At 34.3% G+C, this 15640-nt stretch carries 12 protein-coding genes; 6 read left to right on the top strand and 6 right to left on the bottom strand.

Annotated features, from left to right (window positions below; translation table 11 throughout):
- Positions 1 to 42: 42 nt before the first annotated feature.
- Entirely contained in the window at positions 43 to 1002 is a 960-nt protein-coding gene (locus GQ40_RS14415; protein ID WP_047549899.1) for an OmpA family protein, read from the top strand.
- 148 nt (positions 1003 to 1150) lie between these two features.
- On the top strand, positions 1151 to 2188 hold the full coding sequence (locus GQ40_RS14410) for an aldo/keto reductase (RefSeq protein ID WP_047549896.1): 1038 nt from the start codon (positions 1151 to 1153) through the stop codon (positions 2186 to 2188).
- Positions 2189 to 2297: 109 nt separating this feature from the next.
- On the opposite strand, the gene GQ40_RS14405 is transcribed toward GQ40_RS14410, so the two are convergent.
- Together GQ40_RS14405 and GQ40_RS14400 are read right to left on the bottom strand one after the other, a co-directional pair.
- A complete protein-coding gene (locus tag GQ40_RS14405; RefSeq protein ID WP_047549893.1) occupies positions 2298 to 3842 on the bottom strand; it encodes a ribonuclease E/G in 1545 nt (514 codons plus the stop codon).
- A 420-nt stretch (positions 3843 to 4262) separates the two neighbouring features.
- Positions 4263 to 4553, bottom strand: a complete 291-nt coding sequence (locus GQ40_RS14400) for an HU family DNA-binding protein (protein WP_028870804.1) — start codon at positions 4551 to 4553, stop codon at positions 4263 to 4265.
- A 134-nt stretch (positions 4554 to 4687) separates the two neighbouring features.
- On the opposite strand from GQ40_RS14400, the gene mutY reads away from it, so the two are divergent.
- The 4 genes from mutY (at position 4688) to gldD (ending at position 8187) form a co-directional block, all read left to right on the top strand.
- On the top strand, positions 4688 to 5728 hold the full coding sequence (gene mutY / locus GQ40_RS14395) for an A/G-specific adenine glycosylase (RefSeq protein WP_047549888.1): 1041 nt from the start codon (positions 4688 to 4690) through the stop codon (positions 5726 to 5728).
- Between the two features lie 87 nt (positions 5729 to 5815).
- Positions 5816 to 6262, top strand: a complete 447-nt coding sequence (locus GQ40_RS14390) for a single-stranded DNA-binding protein (RefSeq protein WP_047549886.1) — start codon at positions 5816 to 5818, stop codon at positions 6260 to 6262.
- 24 nt (positions 6263 to 6286) lie between these two features.
- Entirely contained in the window at positions 6287 to 7591 is a 1305-nt protein-coding gene (locus tag GQ40_RS14385) for a gliding motility-associated protein GldE (protein ID WP_047549882.1), read from the top strand.
- A 14-nt stretch (positions 7592 to 7605) separates the two neighbouring features.
- Positions 7606 to 8187, top strand: coding sequence for a gliding motility lipoprotein GldD (gene gldD, locus GQ40_RS14380; protein WP_047549879.1), 582 nt, complete (start codon positions 7606 to 7608; stop codon positions 8185 to 8187).
- A gap of 79 nt (positions 8188 to 8266) precedes the next feature.
- Here gldD and GQ40_RS14375 read toward each other — a convergent pair whose 3' ends face one another.
- The 4 genes from GQ40_RS14375 to GQ40_RS14360 form a co-directional block, all read right to left on the bottom strand.
- A complete protein-coding gene (locus tag GQ40_RS14375; RefSeq protein ID WP_047549876.1) occupies positions 8267 to 9976 on the bottom strand; it encodes a choice-of-anchor J domain-containing protein in 1710 nt (569 codons plus the stop codon).
- Between the two features lie 12 nt (positions 9977 to 9988).
- Positions 9989 to 12535 (bottom strand): TonB-dependent receptor, encoded by a 2547-nt coding sequence (locus GQ40_RS14370; RefSeq protein WP_047549873.1) that lies wholly within the window; start codon positions 12533 to 12535, stop codon positions 9989 to 9991.
- Positions 12536 to 12698: 163 nt separating this feature from the next.
- On the bottom strand, positions 12699 to 14345 hold the full coding sequence (gene pgi / locus GQ40_RS14365) for a glucose-6-phosphate isomerase (RefSeq protein WP_047549870.1): 1647 nt from the start codon (positions 14343 to 14345) through the stop codon (positions 12699 to 12701).
- Positions 14345 to 15631, bottom strand: coding sequence for a M23 family metallopeptidase (locus GQ40_RS14360; RefSeq protein WP_047552014.1), 1287 nt, complete (start codon positions 15629 to 15631; stop codon positions 14345 to 14347). Before GQ40_RS14360 ends, pgi begins: the two co-directional genes overlap by 1 nt.
- Positions 15632 to 15640: the final 9 nt, after the last annotated feature.

Raw genomic sequence — 15640 nt, 5'->3', positions numbered from 1 at the left:
AATAAAAATAAACCCAAATTAATTATACTTAAATCAAACAACATGCTTAAAAAATTGCCATTAATAGCCCTAACATTACTATTAACAACCTCATGTGTATCAAAAAAAGTCTATACAGATTTAGAAGACAAATACACAAACCTAAAAAAAGATAACAGACGCTTATCTGATCAAAATCGTGATTTAGAAACTGCCTTAAATCAAGCTGAAAATGAGCTAAAAGACACAAAAGATGACTATGAAAGTGCATTGGCCGATAGCAAACTTTGGGAAAGTGAATACAAAGCCTTAGTTAACGAGCATAAAAATCTTGAAGAATCTTACAATGCCCTAGAAAAAAACAGTAGTGCCTCCATTGCAGCAAACTCAAAAAAGAACAGAGAATTGCTAGCGCAGCTTGAAGCAAAAGAACAAGCTTTAATCGCAGAAAATGCGCGATTAGAAAAACTCAAAAAAGAATTAGAATCAAGATCGCAGCGTGTTGCAGAGCTAGAAAATGTCATTGCTTCTAAAGATGCAGCCATGAGTAAATTAAAAGATGCTATCTCCAAAGCGCTAACCAATTTTGAAGGTAAAGGATTAACCGTTGAGCAACGCAACGGGAAGGTCTATGTTTCTATGGAAAACAAGCTACTTTTTCAATCAGGTAGTTGGGCAGTTGGTAGCCAAGGTAAGCAAGCTGTAAAACAATTGGGAGAAGTATTGGCTGAAAACCCTGAAATTGCCATACTAATTGAAGGTCATACCGATGATGTTCCATATAAAGGAAATGACCAATTGAGCGGAAACTGGGATCTATCTGCCAAAAGAGCAACTGCAATCGTAAATATATTGAGAGAAAACCCATCCATACAACCAGAAAATTTAACAGCAGCGGGACGTGGTGAATTTGCACCAATTGCGAGCAATAGTTCTGCGGAAGGTAAAGCTCAAAACAGACGTATTGAGGTAATTTTAACACCTAAGCTGGATGAGATTTCTAAGTTGTTGAATGATATATAGGTTATCATCCCGCACTTGGTGCGCATCCCATACTTAAAACCTTAACATAGATTTAGACCTTTCAGATTTCAAAAACCTGAAAGGTCTGTTTATATTTACATGTAATTAAATTTAACTAAAAAGATTACCGTTTTCACGGGTAGTAAACATGAGATACACAACGTTACCAAAAACAGATATAAAAGTTAGTAAAATATGTTTGGGCACCATGACCTGGGGAAACCAAAACACCCAAGCCGAAGGTTTTGCACAAATGGATTTGGCGCTTGACAAAGGCGTTAATTTTTTTGATACAGCAGAATTATATCCAGTACCAGCAGAACAAAAAACATATGCAGAAACCGAACGCATCATTGGAAACTGGTTTGAGAAAACCGGAAATCGTGACAAAGTAGTTTTAGCAAGTAAAATTGCTGGTACAGGAGATTACACAGCACATATAAGAACAAACGGTTTTAGCAAAGCAGCACTTAATGATGCTGTAAATGACAGTTTAAAAAGATTGAAAACAGATTATATAGATTTATATCAACTACACTGGCCAGAGCGCGAAACTAATACTTTTGGAGAACGCGATTACAAACATAAACCTAATGATAAATGGGAAGATAACTTTAATGATATCCTCCATAGTTTGGATGAAATTGTTAAGTCTGGTAAAATTCGTCATGTTGGGATTTCTAACGAAAAAGCTTGGGGAACGATGCGCTATTTAGAAGAATCTAATGCTCATAATCTACCAAGAATGATTACGATCCAAAATGCATATTCGTTATTAAATCGGGTTTTTGAAGGGGATATGGCAGAAATTGCCATTCGTGAGGAGATTGGTTTATTAGCGTATTCGCCAATGGCTTTTGGAGTGTTATCTGGCAAGTATGTAAAAGGAACCGCAGGAGATCATTCGCGTTTAAAATTATTCCCAAGGTTTTCTAGATACAGTAGCCATAACTGTACAGAAGCTACAAAACGTTACCTAAAGATTGCTGAGGATAATGATATGACCTTGGCACAAATGTCTTTGGCGTTTGTGACCGACAGACCTTTTATGACCAGCAATATTATAGGAGCAACTTCTATAGAACAACTTGAGGAAAATATTGAGAGTGTAAATATTACATTAAGTGATGATATTTTAAAAGCGATAAATGAAGTTCACGCAGAGATTCCTAATCCTGCGCCATGATTTGATTTCTTCGGAAATATACTTTAGTTAAAAAAATTCCGAAGAAAAAATACAAACTAATTTAAAAACAAAAACCCCTTTCCACAAAAGTGAAAAGGGGTTTTAGATATTATTTGATTTCCTTACCATTTTTATCAATAAAATGGTATTCAAGATATGTGTAAGCATCTCTAGGTAAAACTTTTACCCATTTTTTATGTTCCATAAACCACTTAGAACGTACTGATGGAAACCCTTTGGTTATAAAGGCTGCTATAAATGGATGCGCATTGAGCGTTATCTTTTTATAGTCTTTTTTGAAGAGTCTCTCCAGGTCTTGGGTAATACGTTGAATCACTTTAATTGGTGCTTCAATTTCTTCACCTGCAATACCATTTGGATTGTCTTCTTTTGTTTTAATGTTGCGTTCTGGGCGAACACGTTGTCTGGTAATTTGTATTAAACCAAACTTAGTGGGTGGCAAAATCTTGTGCTTTGCCTTGTCATCATTCATTTCATCACTAAGATGATGAAACAATTTTTTTCGATTACCTGCACTTTTCATATCAATAAAATCTACTACGATAATGCCTCCCATATCACGTAAACGTAATTGTCGAGCAATTTCTGAAGCAGAGATCATATTGACTTCCAGGGCAGTGTCTTCTTGATTTTTTTCTTTGTTAGATCGGTTACCGCTATTGACATCAATAACATGCATCGCTTCGGTATGTTCTATAACCAAATAGGCTCCTTTTGCCATGGAGACTGTGCGACCGAAAGACGTTTTGATTTGACGTTCTATTCCGAACTTTTCATAAAGTGGTACGCCATTTTTGTACATCTTAACTATTGATTCTTTATTGGGTGCAATTTCTTGCACGTAATCTTTAATCTGTCCATAAAGCAATTCGTCATCTACTGTAATGGCTGAGAATGAATCGTCAAAGATGTCTCTTAAAATTGAGGAGGCTTTGTTCATTTCACTCAACACCTTACTAGGATGATGTGCTTTATTTAGTTTTCTACACATTGCTGTCCATCTATTCAGCAAATTCTGTAAATCTTTGTCGAGTTCGGCAACTTTTTTGCCTTCTGCGACAGTACGAATTATAACTCCAAAACCTTTAGGCGTGATGCTTCTTACCAAACGTTTTAAACGTTCTTTTTCTTCTTTGGACTCAATCTTTTGAGAGATTGAAATACGGTCTGAAAACGGTACGAGAACAATATAACGACCTGCTATGGACAACTCGCTACTTATACGAGGTCCTTTGGTTGAAATTGGCTCTTTTACAATTTGTACTAATAGAGATTGATTAGATTTTAAAACGTTAGCAATGCTTCCGTTTTTGTCTATATCTTTCTCAAACTGAAAATTTTTCAGTAAAAAATCGGTATGTCTACCTGCGCTTACACGTTTAACGAATTTCAAAACTGAAGGTAATTTTGGACCTAAATCATGATAATGCAAGAATGCATCTTTTTCATAACCCACATTAACAAATGCAGCATTTAGACCAGGAACAGCTTTACGTATTTTGGCAATAAATATATCACCAACTGCAAAATTGTTATCATCTTCATCTTTGTGTAACTCGATAAGTTTTCCATCTTTTAATAAGGCAAAATCAACAATATCAGAACTAGATCTAATAATCAATTCTTTTTCCATGTTGTTAATTTTAATCTATTTTGATTCATTTCAAAACAGATGGATTTATTTTGACACAGGATTCCCAATATTAATTGGGGTTTTCCAGCAAACCCATGTATTACGAAGGTATACGTAATAACTCATGAATTTTATATCAAAGAACGTTGTTGTTAAATAAACTCAATTGATTTTTTCATTTATAAGAAACAAAAAAATCAATCTGAGCTAAAATTGAAAAAGTAGTTAAAAAACTACTTTTTCAATTTATTTTTTCTTGTGACGATTAGCGCGTCTACGTTTTTTACGCTTATGCGTCGCTACCTTGTGTCTTTTTCTTTTTTTACCACTTGGCATAAATAAGTTTTTTTAAATTAATATTAATTTTAATACTGAACATGGTTTAGTAATGTTACCAAACAATACGCAGCAATTTTGTTTTTAGTTGACCTCAACATTGGTCTTAACACCTTCAACAAATACTTTTGCAGGTTTAAATGCAGGTATATTGTGTGCAGGTATTTTTATTGTTGTATTCTTAGAAATGTTACGTCCTGTTTTTTCTGCTCTAGTTTTTACGATAAAACTTCCAAAACCTCTTAGGTAAACGTTATCTCCACCTTCTAAAGAAGATTTTACTTCTTCCATGAATGTCTCAACAGTTGCTTGAACATCTCCTTTTTCAATTCCTAATTTATCAGAAATTTTAGCTACTATATCAGCTTTCGTCATTGTTATTAATTTTTAGGGTTATCTATTAATTATAAGGGATGCAAATATAGGTAATTTATATTCAATATTTCAAGCGTAATTAATTAAAATTTAACATGCTAAAGATTTACTTTTGTAAATATTTTAAAGAATTAATGAATTTTAATACAATTTTAACACATTGGTATTCAGTTAATAAGAGAAAACTGCCATGGCGAACTACCAAAAACCCATATTACATTTGGTTGTCGGAAATAATAATGCAACAAACTCAAATCAAACAGGGTTTACCTTATTATGAAGCTTTTGTTACCAATTATCCTAATGTTTTTGATCTCGCTAACGCACATGAAGAAGAGGTTTTGAAGCTTTGGCAAGGTTTGGGTTATTATTCTAGGGCTAGAAATTTACATGCCTCTGCTAAATATATTGCGAATGAGCTCAATGGCGAATTCCCTAATACGTATGCGGAAATATTAAAACTCAAGGGTGTTGGCGATTATACCGCAAGCGCAATATCTTCTATATCCTATAATGAACCTCATGCGGTTGTAGATGGTAATGTATATAGAGTTCTGTCTAGATATTTTGGAATCTCCACTCCTATCAACAGTACTCAAGGCATAAAAGAATTTAAAGCTCTAGCTACAACATTATTAGATACTGAAAATCCCGGAGATTATAATCAGGCGGTTATGGAGTTTGGTGCTACCCTGTGTAAGCCAAAAAACCCGTATTGTATCGTCTGCCCTTTAAAGGATAGTTGTGTTGCTTTACAAAAAGGAATGGTTGACCAATTACCTGTTAAATTAAAGAAGACCAAAGTCACAAAAAAGTATTTTAATTTTTTGGTGCTCATTTCCGAAGATAAAAAAACAATTTTTGAGAAGAGAACCTCTAAAGGGATCTGGCGAAATTTATACCAGTTTCCTCTAATTGAGAGTGATCAAGAAATTACGCTCTCACAATTTGAAACGCACCCAAAAGTGAAGTCCTTTTTTAAGGAGCAGGGTTTTAATTTTAGCCTTTATAATACTAAGGAGCTGGTCCATAAATTATCACATCAACATTTATTTACTAAATTTTGGATTATTGAGGTTAAGATGCTTGACAGAGAAGGTATTCCAATTTCCGAAGTGAAAAACTACCCGACACCCATATTAATTGGAAATTTTATTGATGAGTTCAATTTTTAGAAAACTCGTTATTTTTTTATACTTTTAATAATGAACTTATTTTGATTTCAAAATGATTAATTTTGTAGTCTTAAAAAACAGAAAACTATGTCAGGAACATTAAATAAAGTGATGCTAATTGGGCATTTGGGAGATGAAGTAAAGATGCATTATTTTGATGGTGGCAATTGTGTAGGTCGTTTCCCTTTGGCTACAAACGAGACCTATACCAATAAACAAACCAACGAGCGTGTGACTAATACCGAGTGGCATAATATTGTGGTGAGAAATAAAGCTGCAGAGATTTGCGAGAAGTATTTGTCTAAAGGCGATAAAGTTTATATTGAAGGTCGACTTAAAACTAGAAAATGGCAAGATGATAAGGGAGCAGATCGTTACTCTACTGAAATTCAATGTACAGATTTTACATTTTTAACAACTAAAAACGAGAGTCAAGGCGGAAATTCTCCAACTTCAAACGCTCAACAAGCTGCACAAAAACCAGTTAGTAGTCCACAAACAGAAAGCGAAGATGCTGATGATCTTCCATTTTAACTAAACTAAACCAATTTATTTACCTTGGATCCTGAACCCACGAGTTTACTAATTACCACGCTTAATGAAAACGTATCGTTCGCTTCTGGGCTTATCTTACTTTTTGTACTGTTATTTTGCTCTGCACTAATATCTGGTGTTGAAGTTGCTTTTTTCTCCTTAAGTAAGTCTGATATTGATACTGGTCTTGAAGAAAATTCAAAAAAATTCAATATCATCTCAAAACTATTAGAGCGTCCAAAAAAGTTGCTGGCAACGATACTTGTGGCCAATAATTTTATAAACATTGGAATTGTAATTTTGTTTGCTTATTTGGGCGAAACATTGTTTAGCAGTGTTGATGTAGAATGGGTAAGGTTTCTTCTTGAAGTGGTTGTCATCACCTTTTTAATATTATTGTTTGGTGAAATTGTACCTAAAATCTATGCAAGTAGAAACAGGGTCAAATTTGCTGTATTTATGGCAATTCCGCTAAAAGTACTGGATGTAATATTTTCTCCAATTAGTTTACCTATGCGCCAAATTACACTGGGAATTCACAATAAATTGGGTAAGCAAAAATCAAACCTTAGCGTTGATCAATTATCGCAAGCTCTAGAGTTAACTGGTGAAAGCGATACAACAGATGAAGAACATAAGATCCTTAAAGGCATCGTATCTTTTGGTAATACAGATACCAAACAAGTCATGCGACCTAGAATGGATATTTTTGCTCTTAATGAAGATGCGAAGTATACCGATATCATTGAAGAAGTCGTTAAAAACGGATACTCTAGAATTCCTGTATATAAAGAAAGTATTGACAATGTAACAGGTATTTTATACGTAAAGGATTTACTACCTTACATTGACAGAGAAACCTTTAACTGGACCACTTTACTTCGTGACCCCTTTTTTGTTCCAGAAAACAAAAAACTCGATGATCTTATGGTGGAGTTTCAAGAAAAGAAAGTACACCTTGCTGTCGTAGTTGATGAGTATGGTGGTACTTGCGGAGTTGTATCTTTGGAAGATGTCATTGAAGAAATCGTTGGAGATATAAGTGATGAGTTTGATGATGATATCGTTTACACCAAAATTGACAACAACAATTATTCATTTGAAGGTAAAACTACCCTAAAGGATTTCTATAAAATTGTAAAACTAGAAGACGAAAGTAGTTTTGAAGACCATAAAGGTGAAGCCGAAACGTTAGCTGGCTTTGTTTTAGAAGTTTCTGGAATATTCCCAAGACGTCAAAGTAAAATAAATTTCAAAAATTACGTTTTTACTGTAGAGGCGATTGATAAAAAACGAATCAAACAAATCAAGTTCACAATTTTAGACTAACTCACTTAAACCTAATGAGAATTAAAAGATTAGTTATACCTATTCTGGCAGTTGCATGTTTTTCCTGCGGAAATGACCCGTTACCAAAGCCAAAAGCAATGTTGCGATTAGACTATGAAGTTCCAAAATACTCAAAAGTAGATGTAAGATTACCCTTTACTTTCGAAAAAAATGAACTTGCTGAAAAAATCAAGAACATAAAATTAGATGGTATAAATAACTCTACAGGAGTAAACATCAACTATCCAAATATGAAAGGCACCATTTATCTCACTTACAAAAAGGTAAATGATTCAAATCTCACAACTTTACTGAGAGATGCACAAACGCTCACCCAAAAGCACACCATAAAAGCAGATGAGATAGAAAGCGTTCTTTATGAGAATCCAAAAGAAAGTGTATATGGCATGTTCTATGAAGTTGGTGGTAACGCTGCATCACAGTCACAATTTTATGTCACAGATAGTACCAAACACTTTTTAACAGGCTCTTTGTATTTTTACGCAAAACCGAATTACGACTCTATTTTACCTGCTGCAACATATCTTAAAAATGATATTAAGCATATTATGGAAACTATAGAATGGAAAGAATGACACTGTTATTTCTTTCTTCGGAAAAATAAAAATGCCTATCAAAACTGATAGGCATTTTTTATTAGAACGTGACTTTTAATTAGTCTTCTTCCGTTTGGTATCTCCACATACCTGTTTCTAAATCTTTGATAAAAGCGAAATCTTCAGTTCCGTTACTACCATCGTAAATATCAACAGTCATAACATATTTTTGACCGTTCTCTGCTGTAGGTGCAATTACATTTTCTAAAAGATCTGAAAATACAGTCAAGATCATGTCGTTACTCCAATACGCAGGATTAGAATCTCTTCTATCAAAGTTACCAAAGTTAGCCATACTTGACACAGCAGCCTCAAAACCTGGTGTAGCAGCATAATTTGCTTCTATATAATCATAATCATCTCCGCTAATTGTGTATCTCACTGTATTATCTGGTACCCATTCTCCACCTGTATAACCAAATTGTAAAGATGTATCAATAACACTTTGACTAGCCATCCAAGAACCACTCATAAAGGTATATAAGTTGCCTCTAATACCTGCTCCACTACTACTTGAAAAATACTTGTAAACAACAAATATTTGATCTTCCTCTTGTGCAAATGGATATTCAATGCCTAAAAATGTAGGAATATAGTTGTCTGCAGGAGTTGAGCTACTAAAGTTATTGAAAGCTCCTGGTTGTCCAGAACCTTCACCCATAGAATCATAATCTGAATCACTTAGGTAATACACACCTTCTGCTTCTTCCCAAGAACCACCATTGTAAACAAAGTATTCGCCTTTACCATCTGTATCTCCAGTAACACCTAATGTTCTAATTGCAAAATCCTGTACTCTCCATCTTGGAGAATCTCCTTCATCAACATCTGGTGTAGCTGGATCGTCTCCAATCGAACCATATTTCAAAGCAACATGAATTTGTTGACCATCATAATCTGAAAAATCAAAATCTTCAGATGTTGTTAAATTTCCGTAGGCAGTTTTATCAAAATCAATTGCTGTCCAGTTTGCTGCCATGACATCACCACCTGTTGTGTAGTCTGTAGCCACTAATATGTCAATTAAAGCCTCATTACCTAAAAAATCAATTTCTTGAGTAATTTGAAATAATAAATCAGATTCACCAGTTAAATCAATTTCTGGTGAAATCAACCATTCTTCAACTGTATTTGCTCCACCATCAAAACCAGAACCTTGAACGTTTGCAGCTCCTACAGTCCATCCTAATGCTTCTGGGCCAGATACTGAAATTAGTTCAAAATTATCAAAGTCTCCAGGAAAAACAGCTTGGTACAAATTAGCCAAACCAACTACTGGAGTTTCAAAATATTGCTTGTAAGTTGCTAAAACCAATTGTCCATCAACAGGATCTGCAATTTGAGAAGCTAATACTGCAGGAATCTCATCTGTTGGATCAACATTAGGATAAAATCCAAAAGCATCACTTCCAGTTGTTGCATAATCGTCATTTGTTAATTGGTAAGTTGTAGCTCCTGTATAATCGCTTACACCTTCAGCTTGTCCTACAAAAAGTTTATAGTTTACTAAAACTGAAGATCCTTCACCATATAATGGATATAATTCTTCCAATAATAATGGAATAGAATCTTTTGCTTGATCCTCAGAACCAAAATTTCCGAAGCTTAAATCGAAACGGTCATAATCTGCATCGATTAAAGTGTACTCAAATGAACCAATATTAGGCTCGTCTGGTAGTGCATCAATTTCTGCATTGATATCATCAAATGGATTACAACCTACAAAGATCGTAGCCACTAAAGCGAATAAATAAATTACTTTTTTCATTTTTCTTTTTTTTTAAAAATTAAGTTTTGCTCCAACGCTAAATGTTCTTCCAAAACCGTAAAATACTCGAGAGGTAAACACATCTGAATCTGCTCCATCACGAGCATCTGCGATATATTCTGTATCAAATACGTTGTTTATTCTACCTGTTAAAGCAGCATCAAAGTTACCAAATTTGAATTCATGTCTTATTGCTGCATCAAAAATACCATAACTTGGTAATTTCCATGCATCTGGACCAGGAGTCGTACGGTTACTTGGATCATAATCTGCATAGATATCTGCGAAGTAGTTATAATCTATTGTGAAAATTGTTTTAGCAGTTAAATTGTAATTAGTACCCAAGGCAAAAGTTGTTTGAGCTGCATTACCAACATGTAAATCTTCAATAAAAATGTTAATTGGATCTCCAACCTCATTGTTTTCTTCATCAAAAATTTGAACATTTTCAACATTGTTTTGCCATCTCCAATCTCCAAGAGATGCCATACCTGTAATTGATAATTGAGGTGTTGCCTTATAAACAAAATCAACCTCAATCCCTTGGTGAACAGCATTTACACCTAATATATTTGCAAAATTACGAGTTCCTTCTTCTTGTCCTGGGAAACTTACAAACTCTGTTCTATCATTCCAAGTTGTGTGGTAAACGTTAACGTTAGCAGATAGTTTATCACCTCTGTGACCGTATCCTACCTCAAAACTTGTAATTTTTTGATTTTCGGCATCTTCATTTACATCTGTGTTGTTTCTATTAGCGAATATAGAATTGAAATAAGGTGCTCTTTCAAAATAACCTAAGTTAACAAACACGTTGTTTTTATCATCAAATCTATAGCTTGCTCCTCCTTTTGCACCATAAGCAAAGAAGTTGTATTTGTCAGATTCTTGTAATGGATCACTATCTAGATAAAGAAAACGGTCAACTCTCTGGTAAGATGTGTTTGATGCAGAAACAGATACAAATGCATTTAAATTGTCTTTAATATCGTACTCTACTTGAGCAAAAGCCCCAAGCCATCCAACTTTACCATCGTTATCATATAATATTTTGTCCCCTACTTGTGCCATTTTAGTTGGGTCGTTTACATCGGAGTCATCAGAAAAGTACTGACCTCCAAGTAAATCTGTTAATTCAGTAAAGTGAATTCCTTTATAACCTCTAAAATCTAAACCTCCTAAAAACACGATGTCATCAGTAAGATCAGTTTTTAATGTAGAAAGTACTCCGTACCACTTATGATCATTACGAGATGCTCTTAAAATGGTTTCAGAACCCTCAACACCTAAAGCTTCATTTTCATCTACGATTAAATCAAGATCTACAGGACCTAAAACACCGATTCTATAAGTATCATCATCAAAACGGAATTTATTAACTCCACTAAATCCACCTCCACCACCAGAGCCAAAAGACACATAAGCTGCAGTGGATAAACTTGTTTTATCACTAATATCCCAATAATGGTTTAAAGAAATTTGTGGCTTATGGTAAAAGTTATCTTCTACACTTGTAAGCTGTCCGTTCTTATAACCCCAATCTGAGTTGTATTTTCTTCCTCTCTCACTTGCTCTAAAAGTTTCTACCAAGTGCGGGTTTTGTCTTTGACCGTGACGTTGTTTAGCTCCAAAAGCAGTAAATGATAATTTATGCTGATCATTAATTTCTTTTGAAATATTAATAAAATAAGAAACAGCGTTAAATGGTGTGCCATCAACATAACCATCTCCATCTGTTTTAGCTGCAGACACTGTTGCTGCCAAACCATTTTCCATCAACCCAGTTGAGTAGGTCAAACCAAACTTTCTAAAACCGTCATTACCTATAGTTGTGTAAAAGTTTCCACCTTCTTCAACGTCTGTCGTTTTAGAGATAATATTAATTGTACCACCAATAGAAGGTACAGCAACTTTAGAAGCACCAAGTCCACGTTGTACTTGCATCGAGCTCGTAACATCACCTAAACCAGCCCAGTTAGACCAGTAAACTTGCCCGTTTTCCATGTCATTTACAGGTACACCGTTGATCATTACCGCAACGTTTTCAGAATTAAAACCACGAAGTCTTATTTCACCATCACCATAACCACCTCCAGTTTTTGTAGCGTAAACACCTGGAGTAGATTTTAGAATTTCAGGAAATTCCTGAGTTCCCAATTTTAATTCAATCTCTGCTGCTCTTACTGTAGATACAGCGACAGGTGTTTTTCTATCAACTGCAACAGATGCAATAATTTGAATTTCCTGTAAACCAACTTCACTTGAAGTTAACATAATTGTACCTAAATCTTGATCTCCAGAAAAAGAGATCGTTTTAGAGTTGTAACCAACAAATGTTAATACCAATTCTCCAGAAGATGCATTCGTAGTAAATGAAAAATCACCGTCAAAATTGGTAGTTGTACCATTTGAGGTTCCTTTCTCCACGATATTAGCTCCTGGTAAAGGTTCGTTCATATCTGATCCTAAAATTTTACCAGATACTGTGCTTTGGGAAAATGCAAATGTAGCGCACAAAAAAACTACAAATACCAATAAACATTTTGAAAATTTTTTCATTGTTTAAGTTTTATTAAAGAGTTTTAATTTTCGGCAAAAATACGTCTGTATTAATGATAGTATATTACCATAATGTTAAGAATTAATAACACATGAATTTACTTAAAATTTTCTTAAATAATAAAACTAAAATATTGAATAAGAGATAACTATTCAACACTAATTACTTCATTTTTTGGTAGTAATCTATGAGATTTTGTGTAGAACCGTCATGATTGTTCATAACATTTTCATCATTGAGCTCCTTTAAAATCGTATTTGCGAGCTGTTTTCCTAATTCTACTCCAAATTGGTCGTAGCTAAAAATATTCCAGATAATACCTTGAACAAAAATTTTGTGCTCGTACATTGCTACTAACTTACCTAAGCTTTCTGGTGTTAATTTGTCTATCAAAAACGTTGTTGTTGGCTTATTGCCATCAAAAACCTTAAAAGGGGTAAGTTCTTTTATTTGTTCTTCGGAAACTCCTTGCGCCACCAACTCTTCTTTTACTGTTTTTTCAGATTTACCGTTCATCAACGCTTCTGTTTGGGCAAAGAAATTGGACATGAGCTTATCTTGATGGTCCTGATTGCCATGAAGTGATTTTGCAAAACCGATAAATTCCGCAGGAATTAATTTTGTCCCTTGATGAATCAATTGAAAAAAGGCATGTTGCGAATTTGTACCTGGTTCTCCCCAAATTATGGTTCCTGTTTGGTAGTTGATCTTATCGCCATTTCTATCAATACTTTTTCCGTTGCTCTCCATAATACCTTGCTGAAGGTAAGTTGCAAATTGGTTTAAATATTGCGAATATGGAATGACAGCTTCACTTTCAGCATTAAAAAAATTATTATACCATACACTCAAAAGAGCTGAAATTACGGGTATATTTTTATCAAAATCCTCGTTTTTAAAATGCTCATCCATTTTATGAGCGCCTAATAATAACTTGTCAAAATTATCAAAACCGACTGCTAAACTGATTGAAAGACCCACTGCGCTCCAAAGAGAAAAACGTCCTCCAACCCAGTTCCACATAGGGAAAATATTATCTTCATCAATCCCGAAATCTTTCACTTTTTCAATATTTGTAGAGACCGCAACAAAGTGTTTTGAGACTGCTTCTTGAGGTGCATGGTTTAAAAACCATTCTCTAATGGTATTGGCATTTGATAAGGTTTCTTGTGTTGTGAACGTCTTTGAGACAATGACAAAAAGGGTTGTTTCCGGATTTAAATTTTTAATTACTTCATTAACATGGTCACCATCAACGTTGCTTACAAAATGCGTTTTTAATTGATTCTTATAAAATGCCAAAGCGTCAACAACCATTGCAGGACCTAAATCTGAACCTCCTATACCAATATTTACAACATCTGTAAACGGTTGGTTTTTGTAACTTTTTAATGCTCCGGAAATTATCTTACTAGAAAACGCTTCGATTTTTGATTTTACTTCAAAAATTTCTGGCATTACATTTTCTCCATTGACCAAAACCTTAGCTTCTTTGGGATTTCTTAATGCAGTATGTAACACTTCGCGTCCTTCAGTTTTATTTATGACGTCACCTGCAAAATATTTGCTCATGGCATCTTTGAGATCAACTTCGTTTACTAATTCTAGTAACAAATCCAGTGTTTCATTAGAAACTCTGTGCTTAGAATAATCTACATAAAAATCTTCCCATTTTATGGTCATTTCATTTGCCCTATTGGTATGTTGGGCAAATAACTCTTTTAAATGTGTGTGTTCTATGGTTTTAAAATGTGCTTGTAATTTGCTCCAAGCAGTTGTTTTGGTTGGGTTGACTGTTTTTAATGCCATTATTGTATGTTGCTGGTAAGTGTTTCTTCTTCCGAAGGAATATCTATTTTATTATCTTTGAATTGAATGTTATCAAGTTGGGATTTTAGAGGTTTGATAAAATCGGTATATCTAGGTTTTAAAGAATCTGGAATGGACTCTGCTTCTGGTAATTTTTCTTTGAAAGGGTCTACTTGTTTTCCGTTTTTCCAAAAGCGATAGCATACGTGCGGACCACCTGTATTTCCTGTCATACCAACCCAACCAATGACATCTCCTTGTTTTACAAATTGTCCTTTTTTAACGTTTTGGTTCTTCATGTGCAGGTACTGTGTACTATACGTTGGGCTGTGCTTTATTTTTACGTATTTACCGTTTCCACCTCGTCTGGTGGATTCTTCTACTGTTCCGTTTGCGGTTGCTAAAATGGGTGTTCCTATTGGTGCTGCAAAATCGGTTCCTTTGTGAGGTCTCAATTTGTAACCATAATAGGCAATACGACGATTGAGGTTGTAACGCGAGGAAATTCTACTAAATTGAACTGGTGCTTTTAAGAATGTTCGCCTTAGACTTTTAGCATTTTCATCAAAATAATCTGAAATATTCTTTACACTATCTACTTCAAAATTAAAGGCGTAAAATGATTGGTCTTTATGCTTAAAGTAAGCTGCATCTATACTTTGAATTCCTGCAGGAATAGTGTCTTCTATAAAACGCTGGTTGTAAACAATCTTAAATCGGTCACCTTTTTGGAGCTTGAAAAAGTTAATTGTCCATGCATAGATATCACTCATGTCATTTATAAGCGTGTAAGGCAAGCCTTGTTGCTCCATAGTTTCGGATAGATTATTCATTACAATACCCGATGCTTCTTTTTGAACGATACTTATAGGCTTTCTCTCATTATAAGCAATTATAGAATCTGCAAATTTGATTACGACATAATCAATACTATTTGGCTGATAGATGAAACACTGCGGTGTTTGTAATGAATCTTTAGCGCACAACAGCGTGTAAGGCTTGCCTGCTTTTAGGTTTCTAATATCAAAACTGTCTTTTGCTTTTTCTGCAATATTGAAAATTCTCGGATAACCAATGTGATTGCGTTCTAATATTTCACCAAAACTATCTCCACTTTTAATGGTATCTCGTTTTACGATATAATCATCAAGAACAAAACCAAATTCCTTGATAGGTTCTGGCTCTATAATTTCTGGTAAAGGTTCTGCTATTGTTTTCTCTTCATCTTTACAAGAAAACACTCCTATGAATAATACGGTTGCTATTAATAATTGTTTTAGTTGCATTAAGTAGTC

It is taken from the genome of Psychroserpens sp. Hel_I_66, from assembly GCF_000799465.1.
In the GTDB taxonomy this organism is placed as follows: domain Bacteria; phylum Bacteroidota; class Bacteroidia; order Flavobacteriales; family Flavobacteriaceae; genus Psychroserpens.
Note: the sequence above shows the minus strand (reverse complement) of the source record. Positions and strands in the feature narration are given on the sequence as shown.

Excerpts from the sequence above, each read along its gene's own strand:
- GQ40_RS14415 (WP_047549899.1), top strand. The coding sequence starts at position 43 with ATGCTTAAAAAATTGCCATTAATAGCCCTAACATTACTATTAACAACC.
- GQ40_RS14410 (WP_047549896.1), top strand. The coding sequence starts at position 1,151 with ATGAGATACACAACGTTACCAAAAACAGATATAAAAGTTAGTAAAATA.
- GQ40_RS14405 (WP_047549893.1), bottom strand. The coding sequence starts at position 3,842 with ATGGAAAAAGAATTGATTATTAGATCTAGTTCTGATATTGTTGATTTT.
- GQ40_RS14400 (WP_028870804.1), bottom strand. The coding sequence starts at position 4,553 with ATGACGAAAGCTGATATAGTAGCTAAAATTTCTGATAAATTAGGAATT.
- mutY (WP_047549888.1), top strand. The coding sequence starts at position 4,688 with ATGAATTTTAATACAATTTTAACACATTGGTATTCAGTTAATAAGAGA.
- GQ40_RS14390 (WP_047549886.1), top strand. The coding sequence starts at position 5,816 with ATGTCAGGAACATTAAATAAAGTGATGCTAATTGGGCATTTGGGAGAT.
- gldD (WP_047549879.1), top strand. The coding sequence starts at position 7,606 with ATGAGAATTAAAAGATTAGTTATACCTATTCTGGCAGTTGCATGTTTT.
- GQ40_RS14375 (WP_047549876.1), bottom strand. The coding sequence starts at position 9,976 with ATGAAAAAAGTAATTTATTTATTCGCTTTAGTGGCTACGATCTTTGTA.
- GQ40_RS14370 (WP_047549873.1), bottom strand. The coding sequence starts at position 12,535 with ATGAAAAAATTTTCAAAATGTTTATTGGTATTTGTAGTTTTTTTGTGC.
- pgi (WP_047549870.1), bottom strand. The coding sequence starts at position 14,345 with ATGGCATTAAAAACAGTCAACCCAACCAAAACAACTGCTTGGAGCAAA.
- GQ40_RS14360 (WP_047552014.1), bottom strand. The coding sequence starts at position 15,631 with ATGCAACTAAAACAATTATTAATAGCAACCGTATTATTCATAGGAGTG.